Below are 14,548 nucleotides of genomic sequence, written 5' to 3' on the forward strand. Positions count from 1 at the left end.
TATATCGCCATCTCCGGCGGAAAGTGCCGCCGGCACTTTCTCGACCAATCGCCTTGTCCAGGCCCCCAAATCGGTCGAATGTTCCGGCAACCAAGCAGAGACCCACATGACAGAATTCGTCCTTCCCTTGCCCGCAACCGCATCGGTGGCCATTGCGGGCTCGTCCGATCGTTTCGCGGTGCGCCGTATCTACTGCGTCGGCCGCAACTACGCGGCGCATGCCCGCGAATTCGGCAATGACGAGCGTGATCCGCCCTTCTTCTTTACCAAGCCGGCCGACGCGGTGGTCGATTCCGGCACCGCTATCCCCTACCCGCCGCTGACGGCCGATCTACACCACGAGATCGAATTGGTGGCTGCGATCGGCAAAGCCGGCTTCCGCATTGCCCGCGACAAGGCGCTGGACCACGTCTGGGGCTACGGCGTCGGCATCGACCTCACTCGCCGCGATCTGCAGGACGAGGCCAAGAAGGCCGCCCGTCCGTGGGACTGGTCGAAGGCCTTCGACCGCTCCGCGCCTTGCGGCCCGCTGATCCCCGCGGCGAAATCCGGCCACCCACAGAAGGGCCGCATCTGGCTCGCCGTCAACGGCAAGGTCAGGCAGGATGCCGACCTCGCTGAACTGATCTGGCCAATATCGGATATCGTGTCGATCTGCAGCGAGGCGATGGAGCTCGAGCCCGGCGACCTGATCTTCACCGGTACGCCGGCAGGCGTCGGCGCGGTTGGCCCCGGCGACACGATGACCGGCGGCGTCGACGGCATCGGCACCATCGAAGTGACCATCGGCCAGCCGAAGTGAGCGCATGAGCGGCCTCGTCCTGCATAATTACTACCGTTCCTCCACCTCCTACCGGGTGCGGATCGCGCTGGAGATGAAGGGGCTGAGCTACGACTATGTCCCGCATCATCTGCGCCATGGCGAACATCTGGAACCAGCCTATCTCGCGGTCAATCCGCAAGGCCTGGTGCCGGCGCTGGTGCTCGGCGACGGCACGCTGCTGACGCAATCGCTGGCGATCATCGAGTTCCTCGACGAGACCAAACCGGAACCACCGCTGCTGCCGAAGGACCCGGCCGGCCGGGCACGCGTGAGAATGCTGGCGCAGATGATCGCCTGCGACATCCACCCGGTGAACAATCTGCGCGTGCTGACCTCGCTGCGCACGCTGTTCGGCGCCGGCGACGAAGACATCGCCAACTGGTTCCGCCATTGGGTGAACGAGGGCTTTCAGCCGCTTGAAAAGATCATGGCGTCGGCGGCGGAGAGGGGTACATTCTGCCATGGCGACGCGCCGGGCCTGGCCGACATCTGCCTCGCCGCGCAGATTGCCAGCAACGCCCGCTTCGGCGTCGACTTGACCCCCTACCCGACGATCGCGCGCATCAATGCCGCCTGCATGGCGCTGCCGGCCTTCCAGAAAGCCGCGCCCCGGAACCAGATCGATGCCGAGTAGAAAAGCCACCGACCCAGGTGAAGCCAAGGCGCTGGCCGATATAGAGGCTTATGGCTGCCACATCTTGCATGTGCTGGAGGAAGGCGACGATCCGCCTTTCACCTATTCGGTTGGAATAGAGCACAACTTCAAGGCGCCGGAACTCATCGTCATCGGCCTGAAGCCGGAAATCTCCCAGTTCATCATCAACGAGTATTGCAGCCGCGTCCGCTCCGGCGAGGTTTTCCAACCAGGGCAGCGATCGTCCGGTTTTATCGAAGGTTTCGACTGTCAATTCGGCGCCGTTCATATCGAACACTATCGCGAGCATTTCGGCTGGGACCTCTGGTTCTACGACGGCCTGGATTTCGGTGTTCTCCAGCTGATCTATCCCACTGTGGACGGCATCTGGCCGTGGCAGGCCGAGGCGAGCGACTGGTTCCGAGCCTGGCAGCCGCTTCTCGACACCGCGCCGTGGCCATAGGCTTATCTGCCGACGCGCAGCGTCAACGCCCAGAACAGCAGCGCCAACAGGCCGATGCCGGCGCCAAGCACACAGACGCCATTCCAGCCCATTGCACCATAAGCCATGGTCGAGGCGATGGAGCCCAGGGCGCTGCCGACCGAGTAGAAGATCATGTAGCCGCCAACCAGTCGGCTGCGCGCATCCGGCCGCCGGGCGAAGATCAGGCTCTGGTTGGTGACGTGGACGGCCTGGATCGCCAGATCCAGCATGACTATGCCGGCGACGAGCAACCACAGAGACATGCCCATGAAGGCGATCGGCAGCCAAGCCGCCATCATCAGCAGCAGGCTGAGGCCGGTGACCAACTGGCCGCATCCACGATCGACGAGGCCGCCGGTCCAGCGCGCACCGAGCGCGCCGGCGACGCCCGCAAGGCCGAAAAGCCCGATCTCGGTATGCGAAAGTGAAAATGGCGCGACGCTGAACGGCAGCACCAGCGGCGCCCACAGCACGTTGAAGCTGGCGAAGATCAGCATGGCCAGCACCGCCCGCACGCGCAGCAGCGGCTCCTGCGCGAACAGCAGCAGCACCGAAGCGAGCAGGCGTGGATAGGATGTGCGTGGCCGCTCCGCCTCGTGGCGCGGCAGGATCAGGTAGAGAACCATCGCCATGACGAGCGTCAACATGGCCGAGACAAGATAAACCCAGCGCCAGCCGGCGAAATCGGCGACGACCCCCGAAGCGAAGCGGGCAAGCAGGATGCCCAGGATGACGCCGCTGGTGACGGTGCCGACCGCCCGCCCCCGCTCCGATGCTACAGCGAGGTCGGCAGCGAAGGCGACCAGCACCTGCACCACCACCGCCAGCAGCCCGACGACCGCGAGGCTCGCCAGCAGCATCGCCGCGTTGGGCGCGATCCCGACCGCCACCAGCGCCACGGCAGACAGAATCGCCTGCCCGGCAATCAGCTTGCGGCGATCGAACAGGTCGCCCAGCGGCACGATGAAGAACAGGCCGAGCCCATAGCCGATCTGCGTGACCGTCACCACGATGCCGACCGAGGCCGGCGCGATAGCAAAATCATGCGCTATGGCGTCGAGCAGCGGATGAGCGAAATAGATATTGGCGACGCTCAGGCCGCAGGCGATGGCGAAGATCAGCGCGGTCAATCGTGACAATCCCGTAGGCGGCGGCGCCACCCGATGCGGCCCATCGGATTGCTCGAGGCTTGTTGCACCGCTGTTCGCCACCTGCATGTTCATGTCTCTCTCCACAAAAGGTTTCAACTTGAAACCTCTTGCTGGATAGGCGGAACAGTTTTATGTTGCAACCGAAATTAGAGCATTGGACCGACGACTGCCATGGTGAAACGAACGAGCCACCACGAAGCGGATTGCTTCATAGCGCGACCACTGGACGCGATTGGCGACTGGTGGTCGCTGCTCATCGTGCGTGACGCCTTCGACGGCTTGCGGCGCTTCGGCGAATTCCAGAAGAGCCTCGGCGTCGCCAAGAACATCCTGTCGTCGCGGCTGCGCAATCTTGTCGCGCATGGCATCCTCGAAACGGTCCCGGCGCCCGACGGCAGCGCGCATCATGAATATGTGCTGACGCAAAAGGGACGCGGCCTGTTCTATGTCCTGGTTGCCCTGCGGCAATGGGGCGAAACCTACTTCGCCGGACCGGGCGAACCCTATACCTTCATGGTCGACAATCTCACCAGCCGGCCGATCAAGCGACTGGAAGTACATGCCGAGGACGGGCGGCAGCTTGCCCCCGGCGAAACCCGGCTTGCCGACTTTCGCAACCGCGGAACCGGTTAAGAGCTGCTGCCTGCCAACAGGCCTGGCGGAATCGATTTCTGCTCGACCAGACAGGGAATCGGCTATCGTTTCCTGCAGCACAGAGGGTGGAGTGACCGATGAAAGCCGTCGTCTTCGAGAAATTCGGCGAAGCGCCGAGGATCCAGACCGTTCCTGATCCGAAGCCGGCCGCTGATGGCGTCGTCATCAAGGTCGAGGCGACCGGTCTGTGCCGCAGCGACTGGCATGGCTGGATGGGTCATGACGACGGCATCACGCTGCCGCATGTGCCGGGCCACGAGCTGGCCGGCGTCGTTGTTGCCGCCGGCAAGCAGGTCACCCGCTGGAAAGCCGGCGAGCGCGTCACCGTGCCGTTCGCCGTCGGCTGCGGCCGCTGCTTCGAGTGCAATTCGGGCAATCACCAGGTCTGCGAACACCAGACACAGCCTGGCTTCACCGGCTGGGGCTCGTTCGCCGAATATGTCGCCATCGAACACGCCGATACCAATCTCGTGCGCTTGCCCGACGAGATGGAATTCGCCACCGCCGCCAGCCTCGGCTGCCGCTTCGTCACCTCGTTTCGAGCCATCGTCGACCAGGGCCGGGTGAAGCCGGGCGAATGGGTCGCGGTGCATGGCTGCGGCGGCGTCGGCCTGTCGGCGATCATGATCGCCAGTTCAATGGGCGCCAATGTCATCGCCATCGATCTCACCGACGAGAAACTGGATTTCGCCAAAAAGATCGGCGCCGTCGCCACCATCAATGCATCCACGACACCGAACGTGGTCAAGGCGGTCAAGCAGATCACCAATGGCGGCGCGCACATGTCGATGGACGCGCTCGGCCACCCCACCACCTCGTTCAATTCGATATCCAATCTGCGCCGGCGCGGCCGCCATGTGCAGGTCGGCCTGATGCTGGGCGAGCATGCCCGGCCGCAGGTGCCGATGGACAAGGTGATCGCCTTTGAACTCGAAATCCTCGGCAGCCACGGCATGCAGGCCTACCGCTACCAGGCGATGATGGACATGATCCGCAACGGCAAGCTGAAGCCCGAACTGCTGGTCGGCAAGAGGATCAGCCTCGACGAGGCGCCCGCGGCCCTGATGGCGATGGGCGGCTTCGAGGGCATTGGTATTGGGGTGGTCACGAAGTTTTAGGCGAGGACGGTACCGTCGTCAGGCGATCGCGCGTCGTGGCAATTCCTGCTTCGCGAATCGCTTGGCGCCGACGACGCAAAGCACGACGCCAAGCGTGACGACCACCATCAGCGGGCTGACCTGCTCGTGCAGCAGCGTCGCTGCCAGTGCCAGTCCGAAAAATGGCTGCAGCAGCTGCAACTGCCCGACCGCGGCGATGCCGCCTTGCGCCAGCCCGCGATACCAGAACACGAAGCCGATCAGCATGCTGAACAGCGAGACATAGGCAAGCCCTATCCACGCACTGACGCCGACGCCGTCGAACGACGGCGGCATGGTCATCAGCGTCAGCACCAGCATGATCGGCAGCGACAGCACCAGCGCCCAGCAGATCACTTGCCAGCCGCCAAGCTTGCGTGACAGCGCGGCACCCTCGGCATAGCCCAGACCGCAGGCGATGATGGCGGCCAGCATCAAACCATCACCCACCGGCGAGGCCGTCACGCCCTGCGTCAGGGCAAAACCCGCGACCAGCGCGCTGCCGATGCATGAAAACAGCCAGAACGCCGGGCGCGGCCGATCGCCGCCGCGCAGCACGCCGAAAATCGCAGTGGCCAGCGGCAGCAGGCCGACGAAGATGATGGAATGGGCCGTGGTGACGTGCTTGAGCGCCAGTGCGGTCAGCAAGGGAAAGCCGACCACCACGCCAAGCGCGACGATCACCAGCGACAGCAGGTCGCCGCGCTCCGGACGCTTTTGCCGAAACAGGAGCAGCAGTGCCAGGCCAAGCAGTCCGGCAATCGCCGCTCGGGCCGAAGTCAGGAATGTCGGATCGAAATCCCTGACCGCCACGCGCGTTGCCGGCAGCGAGCCGCTGAAGATCAACACGCCGATGAATCCATTCATCCAGCCGCTCGCGGTCTTGTCCATCGTATGCTCCGTTTGTCGGCTCCGTATCGCGCGGAGCCGGTAGTATCGCCAGAGACAATGCGGTACAATTACACACAACTGTCATGCTTAGAAGAGCAGTACGGATGGACAAACAGACAACAGGAAGCGAGAGCAGCGGAACGCTGGTCGAAGGCGTCATGGCGACGATCCGCCAGCGGATCGCGGCGCGCAGCCTGACGCCGGGAGCGCAATTGCCGTCGATCCGCACCTTTGCCAAATCCATGCGAGTGTCCAAATCCACCGTGGTCGAAGCCTATGAGCGGCTCGCCGCCGAAGGTGCGATCCGCTCGCGGCCGGGCTCCGGATTCTATGCCGCCGGATCGCTGGCGCCGCTGTCGCTGGCCGAGATTGGTCCTCGCCTCGACCGCGCGGTCGACCCCCTCTGGATCTCACGCCAGTCCCTGGAGGCCGGCGACGACATGCTGAAACCCGGCTGCGGCTGGCTGCCGGCCTCGTGGATGCCGCAGGCAGGTCTGCGCCGGGCACTGCGCACGGTAGCGCGTGCCGACGATATCGCACTGGTCGATTACGGCACGCCGCTCGGCCTGCCACCGCTGCGGCAATTGCTGGCGCGGCGTATGGCCGGGCACGGCATCGAGGCCTCTCCCGGGCAGATCATGCTGACGGAATCAGGCACGCAGGCCATCGACCTGTTGTGCCGGTTCCTGATCGAGCCGGGCGACACCGTGCTGGTCGACGACCCCTGCTACTTCAACTTCCACGCTCTGTTGCGCGCCCACCGGGCCAAGGTCGTCAGTGTCCCCTACACGCCGTCGGGGCCGGATATCGATCTATTCGCGCAAGCGTTGGCCGAGCACCGGCCGCGCCTCTACATCACCAATTCCGCCATCCACAACCCGACCGGCGCGGTGCTGTCGCCAGTCACCGCCCATCGGCTGCTCAAGCTCGCCGACCAATCGGATCTGACCATCGTCGAAGACGACATCTTCGCCGATTTCGAACATGCGCCCGCCCCGAGGCTGGCGGCGTTCGATGGTCTCAACCGCGTTGTCCACATCGGCAGCTTCTCCAAAACGCTTTCGGCGTCGGTTCGCTGCGGCTTCATCGCTGCACCGCGCGACTGGATCGAGCCCCTGACCGACCTCAAGATCGCCACTACCTTCGGCGGCGGCCGGCTCGCGGCCGAACTGGTGCTGACGCTGCTCAAGGACGGCAGCTACCGCAAGCATATGGATTTGCTGCGCGCGAAGCTTGCCCGCGCCATGGGCGAGACCAGCGTTCGTCTGAAGGCGATCGGTATCTCACCCTGGATCGACCAGCCGGCCGGCCTGTTCCTGTGGTGCAGCCTGCCGGATGGCGTCGATGCGGCTGAAGTGGCCCGCCGCGCTTTGGCCGACAACATCGTGCTGGCGCCCGGCAACGCGTTCAGCCTGTCTGGAACGGCCAGCCGCTTCCTGCGCTTCAACGTCGCCCAATGCACGGACGAGCGGATTTTCACGGTGATCGAAGCTGCGATGGCGCGTTGATGCCCATCAAGCTGATCCTGTTGCCTGGGCAACCTTCGGCTGCTAGGGAACCGCGAGCGCACTCGAGAGAATGTCCGCGCAATCATTCCGGGATAGTGGTTATGGGAACCAGCAAGTCAGCAGACAAGTAGGCCGCAACAGCAGTTCGTTGTTGCGGCGGCCCGTCATTTCCCATTTTCAGTGAGAACGGCAGATCGCCGCCAAATGTAGCCATTTGAGCGGATGTTCAATCATGCCTTGTCCAAAAAACCCGACATGGACCACTTCCCTGCCAGCAGCCATGGTGCTGATGGCGCCCTTCGACATCCTGGCCTCGCTGGCCATGGATATCTACCTCCCGATCGTCCCGGCGATACCGGGAATCCTCAAGACATCGCCTGATGTCATCCAGCTGACGCTGAGCCTCTACATGATCTGTCTTGGGCTCGGCCAAATCGTCTTCGGCCCGATTTCCGACAGGATCGGCAGGCGTCCGGTGCTGATCGGCGGCGCGCTTTTATTTGCAGGCGCTTCCGGCCTGCTCGCCTGCACCTCGCTGGCCATGGTGTTCGTCGCCTTGCGGGTCGTGCAGGCCATCGGTGCATCCGCCATTCTCGTTGCGACCTTTGCAACGGTTCGCGACGTTTATGCGCAGAGGCCTGAAAGTGCCGTCATCTACGGCCTGTTCAGTTCGATGCTGGCCTTCGTGCCGGCGTTGGGGCCGGTTGCCGGTGCATTGATCGCCGACAATCTCGGCTGGCGCGCGATCTTCCTGACGCTCGGCGGTCTGGCGGTAGCCGCCACCCTCAACGCATGGCCGAGATGGCATGAAACACGGCCCACCAATGGCAACGACAGGCGAATGGCGTTTCGTCCCATTCTCTCCAGCTTAGCCTTCTGGACCTATACGCTCGGCTTCAGCGCCGCCATGGGCGCCTTCTTCGTGTTCTTTTCGACGGCGCCGCGGGTGCTCATGGATCGTGCTGGCTTTTCGCAGTTCGGCTTCAGCCTGGCCTTCGCCACCGCGGCGCTGGTGATGATCGCGACCACCCGCTTCGCCAAAAAGTTCATTGCACGTTGGGGCATCGCGGGCAGTGCTATCAGAGGCATGGCGATGTTGCTGCTCGGCGCGGCTCTGCTGGCGGCCGGGCAACTGTTCGCGGCGCCGTCCTTCGAGACATTCGTCGGCCCGATGTGGGTCATCGCCGTGGGCATCGTCTTCACTGTTTCGGTCACCGCGAACGGCGCACTCGAGGCCTTCGGCGATGTCGCGGGAACCGCCGTCGCGCTCTACTTCTGCATCCAGAGCCTTGTCGTCGGCACACTCGGCACGCTGTTCATCATCCTGCTTGATGGAGACACGGCGTGGCCGCTGGTGGGCTACTGTTCGGTCATGGCGACGCTCACACTAAGCGCGCTGAGATATTTGCGGAAACGCCAAACCGAATAAACGGGACAGATGAGAAGCCTGGGCCGTTGGCGCAGGCTTCTCATCGCTGTCAGCGAGACGCCGCGCAAATCTCCCGCACGCAGTCGCGCAGCCAGCGTTGCGCCGGATCGGCATCGAGGCGCGGATGCCACAGCATGGAGATGGTGACCCCCGCGGTGGCAACCGGCAGGGGAAAACTGTGCATGCCGGCGCGTGCGCCCTCGGTATGCCGCTCCGGAACGCTGGCGATCAGGTCGGACGTGCGCGCCATGGCAAGGGCTGCCGAGAAACCGGAAACCATGCACACGACTGTCCGCTGCAGCCCGAGCAGGTTCAAAGCCTCGTCGATCGGCCCTTTCTCGCGGCCACGCCGTGAAACGCTGATGTGCCGGCCTGCCGCATAGCGCTCTGGCGTCACCGTGCCCTCGGTCAAGGGATGGCCCGTTCGCACGGCGCCGATGAAACGGTCGCGAAGCAATGCCTGGATGCGCACCTCCGGTCCGGTCTCGCCAGCGACGCCTATGTCCAAGTCGATCGCCGCGTCGCGCAACGACGTGACGTCCTTGCCGGACTTCGGTGCAAAGCGCAGCCGCACGCCGGGCGCATCGGCCTGGATACGGGCAACGAGACGAGGGGCGAACTCTTCGACGAAGCTCTCATTGGTGCGCAGCGTGAAGACCCTGTCCAGGCTCGGGAGATCGAGCAAGGTGGCAGGACGCAGCAGCGCCTCCGCATCCTGGACGACACGACCAGCCTGTTGTCGCAGTTCTTCCGCACGCGGCGTCGCCACCAAGCCGCGACCGGAGCGAACCAGCAGCGGATCGCCCGTCGCCTGGCGCAGCCGCGCCAGCGTCCGACTCATCGCCGAGGGGCTGAGGCGCAGGCGGTTGGCGGCGCGCGCCACGCTGCCTTCGGTCAGCAGGACGTCGAGAGCGAACAGCAGATTGAGATCGGGCGATGTCATCGGCGGATCATGGCATGATATGGCGCCAAACGCACGAGTAAGATGCAAACGCTGCGCCTTCCGCCACATCTGCCAAGGGACTAGATCTCCAGCAGTTCCGGTTATGGACTGATGGAAGGGGATCGCCGTGGCAATTGCCGAGCAAAATCTGGACGGGCGCGCATCGGCGCCGCCACGGATGCAATCCGCCCGCTGGGCGCTGGCAAGCCTGTCGCTCGCCACGCTGCTGTCGTCGTTGGGAACCAGCATTGCCAGCGTCGGGCTACCGTCGCTGATGCGGGATTTCGACGCGACGTTCCAGTCCGTGCAATGGGTGGTTCTGGCCTATCTGCTCGCCATCACCACACTGATCGTCAGCGCCGGACGGCTGGCCGACATGTTCGGGCGCAGGCCGTTGCTGCTTGGCGGTATCGCGCTGGTCACATCGGCATCGGTGCTCTGCGGCCTGGCGCCGACACTCTGGCTGCTGATTGCCGCACGCGCCGTGCAGGGACTTGGCGCGGCGCTGATGATGGCGCTGACGCTGGCCTTTGTCGCCGAAACCGTGACCAAAGACAGAATTGGCAGCGCCATGGGCCTGCTCGGCGCCATGTCCGCGATCGGCACGACACTTGGCCCTTCGCTCGGCGGCCTTTTGATCGCCGGCTTCGGCTGGCGAGCGATCTTCCTCGTCAATGTCCCGCTGGGTGTGCTCACCTTCGCTCTCGCCTGGCGTGCCCTGCCGGCACACAGCAAGACAGCGCAGCAGGTCGACCGAGGCACGTTCGATGTCGTGGGCACCGCCTTGCTGGCCTTGACGCTGGCCGCCTATGCACTGGCCATGACGCTGGGCAGAGGCAATTTCGGCGCACTCAACATCGGCCTGCTGATCGCTGCCGGCATCGGCGTGTTTCTCTTCGCCGTCGCGCAGGCGAGAGTGAAAAACCCCTTGATCCAGCTTGCCAGCTTCCGCGACCTCCAACTGAGCGCCAGTCTCGCCATGAGCCTCGTTGTCGCCACGGTGATGATGGCGACCCTGGTGGTGGCCCCGTTCTACCTGTCGCGAGGACTTGGGCTCGATGCCGCAATGGTCGGCCTCGCGCTGTCGACCGGGCCGCTCGTCTCGACCTTGTCGGCGCTGGTGGCCGGACGCCTGGCCGACCGCTTCGGCGCCCACCGGATGATGGTCGCAGGCCTGCTCAGCCTCGCGACAGGCACGTTCCTGCTGTCGCTCGCCGTGATCAGATTCGGCATTGCCGGCTATGTCGTTGCGATCACCGTCACCTGCATCGGCTATGCCCTGTTCCAGACATCCAACAATGCAGCCGTCATGACCGGTGTCGGCGCCGGCCAGCGCGGCGTCGTTTCCGGCCTGCTCAACCTTTCGCGCAACCTCGGGCTGATCACCGGCGCCTCGTTGATGGGCGCCATATTCGCCGTCGCATCGGCCAAAGGGCAGGAAGGCATTGGACTTCTGAGTTCCGAGGCCGCAGCACGGGGAATGCAGGTCACATTTCAGACGGCCACGGTGCTGGCGCTGGCTGCACTGTTCCTCGCACTGCTCTCGGCCCGCGCCGAGTTCAAGCGGCAGAGGCTGGTGGAAGTATCACAAGACCTCTGATTTTGCGCTCCAGGTGAACAGCCTCTCACGCCCCTGCCCGCTTGCGGCGTTCATAAAGCATGACCAGCGTTTCGGCCATCAAAGCAGGCTTTTCCTCGCCTTCGATCTCGACCGTGTTGGCGGCCTTCATCAGATACTGGCCGGGGCCCCTGTCCTCCATGGACAGCAGCGTGATGCGCAGTCTGATGCGGGCACCGACCTTGACCGGTGCCAGGAAGCGTACCTTGTCGAAGCCATAATTGAAGGCGGCCTGCGTATTCTCGGGCACGATGCCCATGCCGAGCGCCAGTGCGCCGATGATCGACAGCGTCAGATAGCCATGCGCGATCGTCGTGCGGAACGGGCTTTGCCGCCGCGCCCTTTCAGGGTCGACATGAATCCATTGATGGTCGCCGGTGCATTCAGCGAACTGGTCGATGCGGTTCTGGTCGACCGTCGTCCACTCCGACACGCCGAGTTCCAGCCCGGCCATCGTCCTCAACTGCTCGTAGGTAGGCGGCGTTTTAGGCCGTATTTCGTTCATTCCTGGTTTCCCGATCGCTTCCAGAGCCTCCGGACCACGAACTGACGGCCTCTGTCAATTCGCTCTGCGCGAATCCGTTCCGTCGATTTCGGCCGCAATCGTGCCACGCCGCCGGCGCAGTCGCAGGTCAAATCGGGCTTTCCGGGCTTCAGGGCGCTGTCGGCAGCAATGAGCCGGCCCCGGCCACATCCGCTACTTCTTCTCGTAGCCGGCGCGGATTTCCTCCATCGCCTCCTTGATGCGGGTGCGCAGGATGTCGACCGATTCGGCACCGGATTTCTTGACCAGTTCAGCCACTTCGCCCGCATTCTTCAACGCGGCCTCGAAGGACTTCCTGGCAAACTCCCTCCGTTTGGCCATCAGTTCCTGCGGATTGCCCGGCGCCCTGTAGCTTTGCGCGATATCGGTGACCTCGCGCAGCGTATCCTGCAGCATCTCGCGCTGCCGGGACAACAGCGAGGTGGCGCCGGCGGCACCGGCTCGTGCCGATTTCTCCAGCGCTTCGATGTTCTTGCGATGATGGGCGAGGATCGCCTCGACATCGACATTGGGCACCTTCAGGTCGCGGCCGAACCTGCCGAACATGTCCATGAAAGAATCGGATTCCGGTTGTTTTGCCATGCTCGTTTGCTCCCCTTTGCCGCATGATGCGGGCACCCTCGGCGGGAGAATAGCACTCGCATGCCGCGAGTCCATGAACGCGGAGGAATGAGCGCCAATCGGGCCGCGCATCAATTCACGAGGAACAGCCGCTCGGCCACATAGAGCACGACACCGGCGAGGCCGCCGATGATCATGCCGTTGAAGCGGATGTATTGCAGGTCCTTGCCGATGTTCATCTCGATCAGCCGCGTCAGCTGGGCAAGGTCCCAGCGCTTGACCTGGTCGGCGATGAATGTCGACACGCCGGCCTTCTGGCTCTCCACGAACGACGCCAGCGCCACCACGAACCCCTGGTTCATGTCGGCCCGGATCTGCGCATCGCCGGCAAGATGGCGGCCGACCTCGACGAACATGTTGGCAAGATGCGCGCGGACAACCGAATTCGGCGCCTTGGCGTCCTGCTCGATGAACTGGCTGAGGCTTGCCCACATGTCGCCGGCCAATCCCCTGACTTCCGGCCGGGCCAGGAAATCGCGCTTCAGCTTCTCGGCACGTTTGGCGTATTGCTTCGATGTCCTCAGCTTTTCGATGAAGCCTTGAGCGAAATGGTCGAATTCGGCGCGCATCGGGTGATCGGGATCGGCCCTCACCTCGTCGAGCAGCGAACCGGCCGAGGCGACGATCTTCTTCAGGAGATAGGCGTCGGCGCGGAACAGGTTGAACAGCGACGGCAGTTCCTCGCGGATCTTCTCGCGCATCGTCGCCAGCGCCTGTTCGTCATTGAGGAACCTGCCGATCACCTTGGTGAACTCGTCGAACAGTTTCTGGTGGCGGCGGTCGTCGGTAAGCGCTGACAACAGCTCGGCGGCCAGCGGCGCCAGCGGCACCTTTTCAATCTGTTCGAGCATGCGGCTGGTGACGAAGCCGCGCAGGCCGGATTGCTCTATCGCCGCCAGCGTCTGCGGCACCAGCCGCACGACGAAGCGCGACAGGCCGGCGGCGCGCTCCGCATCGGCCAGCCAGTCGGCGACGAGTGCCGAGAAATCGACCTCGGCGAGCTTTTCACGCACCGGTTCAGGCGCCAGGAAGTTGACCTCGATGAAGCGGCCGAGATTGTCGGCGATGCGGTTCTGGTTCTCGGGTATGATGGCGGTGTGCGGGATCGGCAGCCCCAGAGGTCGCCTGAACAGCGCCACCACCGCGTACCAGTCGGCCAGCCCGCCGATGGTCGCCGCCTCGGCAAAGGCAGCGACGAAGCCGAGCCACGGGTGGATGTGCTCGAACGATTTGGCGAGCGCAAACACCGCCACGCAAAGCGCCAGCGCGGCGGCCGCGAGGAATTTCGTCCGCCGCAACGCGGAAAGCTTGGCATCCGCTTCGGCATCGAAACGGACCGGCGCCAGGGGCGAAGCCGATTGTGACATGGGTGAGCCGCTCCTCGTCGATCTCAGCCTATTTAGTGTTCCGAGCGCCGAAATACCCGCGACAGCGGGTTTCGTCCGGCATCTTCTCCGGCTGCGCACACAAAGTTGAGGAGAAAATTCATCTATCGCACGAAGCTAGTCTGGAATTATTCCAAGGTATAGGCCATATTCCGCCCGAGCCAATGTGGCGAATCCGGAAATTCGGGTCAAAGCCGCATCAGCAAGAATTTCCAGATCTGGCGTGGTTGCACCGCACCAGTGCCTTGTGAGGACAAAATGCGGCTTACGCGCCAGACCAATTATGCCATGCGCATCTTGATGTATTGCGCGGCCAATGATGACCGATTGAGCCGCATCCCGGAGATCGCGGCCGCGTATTCGGTGTCGGAGCTTTTCCTGTTCAAGATCCTGCAGCCCCTGGTCGAGCACGGCCTTGTCCAGACCGTGCGGGGCAGGAATGGCGGCGTCAAGCTTGGCCGTGCCGCCGAAGCCATCAGCCTGTTCGATGTCGTGCGCGTGACAGAAGAGAGCTTCGCCATGGCCGAATGCTTCGAGAACGATGCCGCCGAATGCCCGCTGGTCGACAGCTGCGCGCTGAACTCGGCGCTGCGCGAGGCGCTGAACGCGTTCTTCGCCGTGCTCGCCCGCTACACGATCGCCGATCTGGTAGCGGCGCGGCCGAATGTGCGCAACCTGCTCGGCATCGACATGTTGGAGCGCCGCGCCCCGGCTGCCTAGCCCAGCC

15 protein-coding genes are annotated in these 14,548 nt (G+C 63.9%); 9 read left to right on the top strand and 6 right to left on the bottom strand.

Features of this window, described 5'->3' with window-relative positions:
* The first annotated feature begins 106 nt into the window (after positions 1–106).
* From NKI21_RS08460 to NKI21_RS08470, 3 genes are read left to right on the top strand one after another with little or no spacing between them, the layout of a single operon-like run.
* Entirely contained in the window at positions 107–802 is a 696-nt protein-coding gene (locus tag NKI21_RS08460; protein ID WP_023812228.1) for a fumarylacetoacetate hydrolase family protein, read from the top strand.
* A gap of 4 nt (positions 803–806) precedes the next feature.
* The gene (gene maiA / locus NKI21_RS08465) at positions 807–1,457 is read left to right on the top strand and encodes a maleylacetoacetate isomerase (protein WP_023812229.1); all 651 of its coding nucleotides are present in this window, start codon (positions 807–809) and stop codon (positions 1,455–1,457) included.
* Positions 1,447–1,920, top strand: coding sequence for a DUF4262 domain-containing protein (locus NKI21_RS08470; protein ID WP_023812230.1), 474 nt, complete (start codon positions 1,447–1,449; stop codon positions 1,918–1,920). The genes maiA and NKI21_RS08470 overlap by 11 nt, the downstream gene beginning before the upstream one ends.
* A gap of 2 nt (positions 1,921–1,922) precedes the next feature.
* Here the strand turns inward: NKI21_RS08470 and NKI21_RS08475 are convergent, their stop codons facing one another.
* Positions 1,923–3,164, bottom strand: coding sequence for an MFS transporter (locus tag NKI21_RS08475; RefSeq protein WP_023812231.1), 1,242 nt, complete (start codon positions 3,162–3,164; stop codon positions 1,923–1,925).
* 99 nt (positions 3,165–3,263) lie between these two features.
* On the opposite strand from NKI21_RS08475, the gene NKI21_RS08480 reads away from it, so the two are divergent.
* Together NKI21_RS08480 and NKI21_RS08485 are read left to right on the top strand one after the other, a co-directional pair.
* Positions 3,264–3,725, top strand: coding sequence for a winged helix-turn-helix transcriptional regulator (locus NKI21_RS08480; protein WP_023812232.1), 462 nt, complete (start codon positions 3,264–3,266; stop codon positions 3,723–3,725).
* A 98-nt stretch (positions 3,726–3,823) separates the two neighbouring features.
* Positions 3,824–4,864: a zinc-dependent alcohol dehydrogenase family protein gene (locus NKI21_RS08485; protein WP_023812233.1), complete on the top strand. Its 1,041-nt coding sequence runs from the start codon at positions 3,824–3,826 to the stop codon at positions 4,862–4,864.
* A gap of 18 nt (positions 4,865–4,882) precedes the next feature.
* On the opposite strand, the gene NKI21_RS08490 is transcribed toward NKI21_RS08485, so the two are convergent.
* Positions 4,883–5,773, bottom strand: a complete 891-nt coding sequence (locus tag NKI21_RS08490; RefSeq protein ID WP_023812234.1) for a DMT family transporter — start codon at positions 5,771–5,773, stop codon at positions 4,883–4,885.
* 104 nt (positions 5,774–5,877) lie between these two features.
* On the opposite strand from NKI21_RS08490, the gene NKI21_RS08495 reads away from it, so the two are divergent.
* The gene (locus NKI21_RS08495; protein ID WP_023812235.1) at positions 5,878–7,281 is read left to right on the top strand and encodes an aminotransferase-like domain-containing protein; all 1,404 of its coding nucleotides are present in this window, start codon (positions 5,878–5,880) and stop codon (positions 7,279–7,281) included.
* 232 nt (positions 7,282–7,513) lie between these two features.
* The gene (gene cml, locus NKI21_RS08500) at positions 7,514–8,710 is read left to right on the top strand and encodes a CmlA/FloR family chloramphenicol efflux MFS transporter (protein WP_352439889.1); all 1,197 of its coding nucleotides are present in this window, start codon (positions 7,514–7,516) and stop codon (positions 8,708–8,710) included.
* Positions 8,711–8,759: 49 nt separating this feature from the next.
* Here cml and NKI21_RS08505 read toward each other — a convergent pair whose 3' ends face one another.
* Complete coding sequence (locus NKI21_RS08505) at positions 8,760–9,653, bottom strand: LysR family transcriptional regulator (RefSeq protein WP_352439888.1); 894 nt, start codon at positions 9,651–9,653, stop codon at positions 8,760–8,762.
* A gap of 127 nt (positions 9,654–9,780) precedes the next feature.
* On the opposite strand from NKI21_RS08505, the gene NKI21_RS08510 reads away from it, so the two are divergent.
* Positions 9,781–11,253 carry an MFS transporter gene (locus NKI21_RS08510; protein WP_352439887.1) on the top strand — a complete coding sequence of 491 codons (1,473 nt, stop codon included), beginning with the start codon at positions 9,781–9,783 and terminating at the stop codon, positions 11,251–11,253.
* 25 nt (positions 11,254–11,278) lie between these two features.
* Here NKI21_RS08510 and NKI21_RS08515 read toward each other — a convergent pair whose 3' ends face one another.
* The 3 genes from NKI21_RS08515 to NKI21_RS08525 all read right to left on the bottom strand — a co-directional run bounded on the left by NKI21_RS08515 (position 11,279) and on the right by NKI21_RS08525 (position 13,803).
* Entirely contained in the window at positions 11,279–11,776 is a 498-nt protein-coding gene (locus NKI21_RS08515) for a MaoC family dehydratase (protein WP_023812239.1), read from the bottom strand.
* A 192-nt stretch (positions 11,777–11,968) separates the two neighbouring features.
* Positions 11,969–12,397, bottom strand: a complete 429-nt coding sequence (locus NKI21_RS08520) for a phasin family protein (RefSeq protein ID WP_128303992.1) — start codon at positions 12,395–12,397, stop codon at positions 11,969–11,971.
* A 110-nt stretch (positions 12,398–12,507) separates the two neighbouring features.
* Positions 12,508–13,803 (bottom strand): DUF445 domain-containing protein, encoded by a 1,296-nt coding sequence (locus tag NKI21_RS08525; RefSeq protein ID WP_128303991.1) that lies wholly within the window; start codon positions 13,801–13,803, stop codon positions 12,508–12,510.
* Between the two features lie 276 nt (positions 13,804–14,079).
* Here NKI21_RS08525 and rirA point away from each other — a divergent pair, with 276 nt between their 5' ends.
* On the top strand, positions 14,080–14,541 hold the full coding sequence (gene rirA, locus NKI21_RS08530) for an iron-responsive transcriptional regulator RirA (protein ID WP_023812242.1): 462 nt from the start codon (positions 14,080–14,082) through the stop codon (positions 14,539–14,541).
* Positions 14,542–14,548 lie beyond the last annotated feature (7 nt).

This window comes from Mesorhizobium sp. M0715 (assembly GCF_040320355.1).
GTDB lineage: Bacteria > Pseudomonadota > Alphaproteobacteria > Rhizobiales > Rhizobiaceae > Mesorhizobium.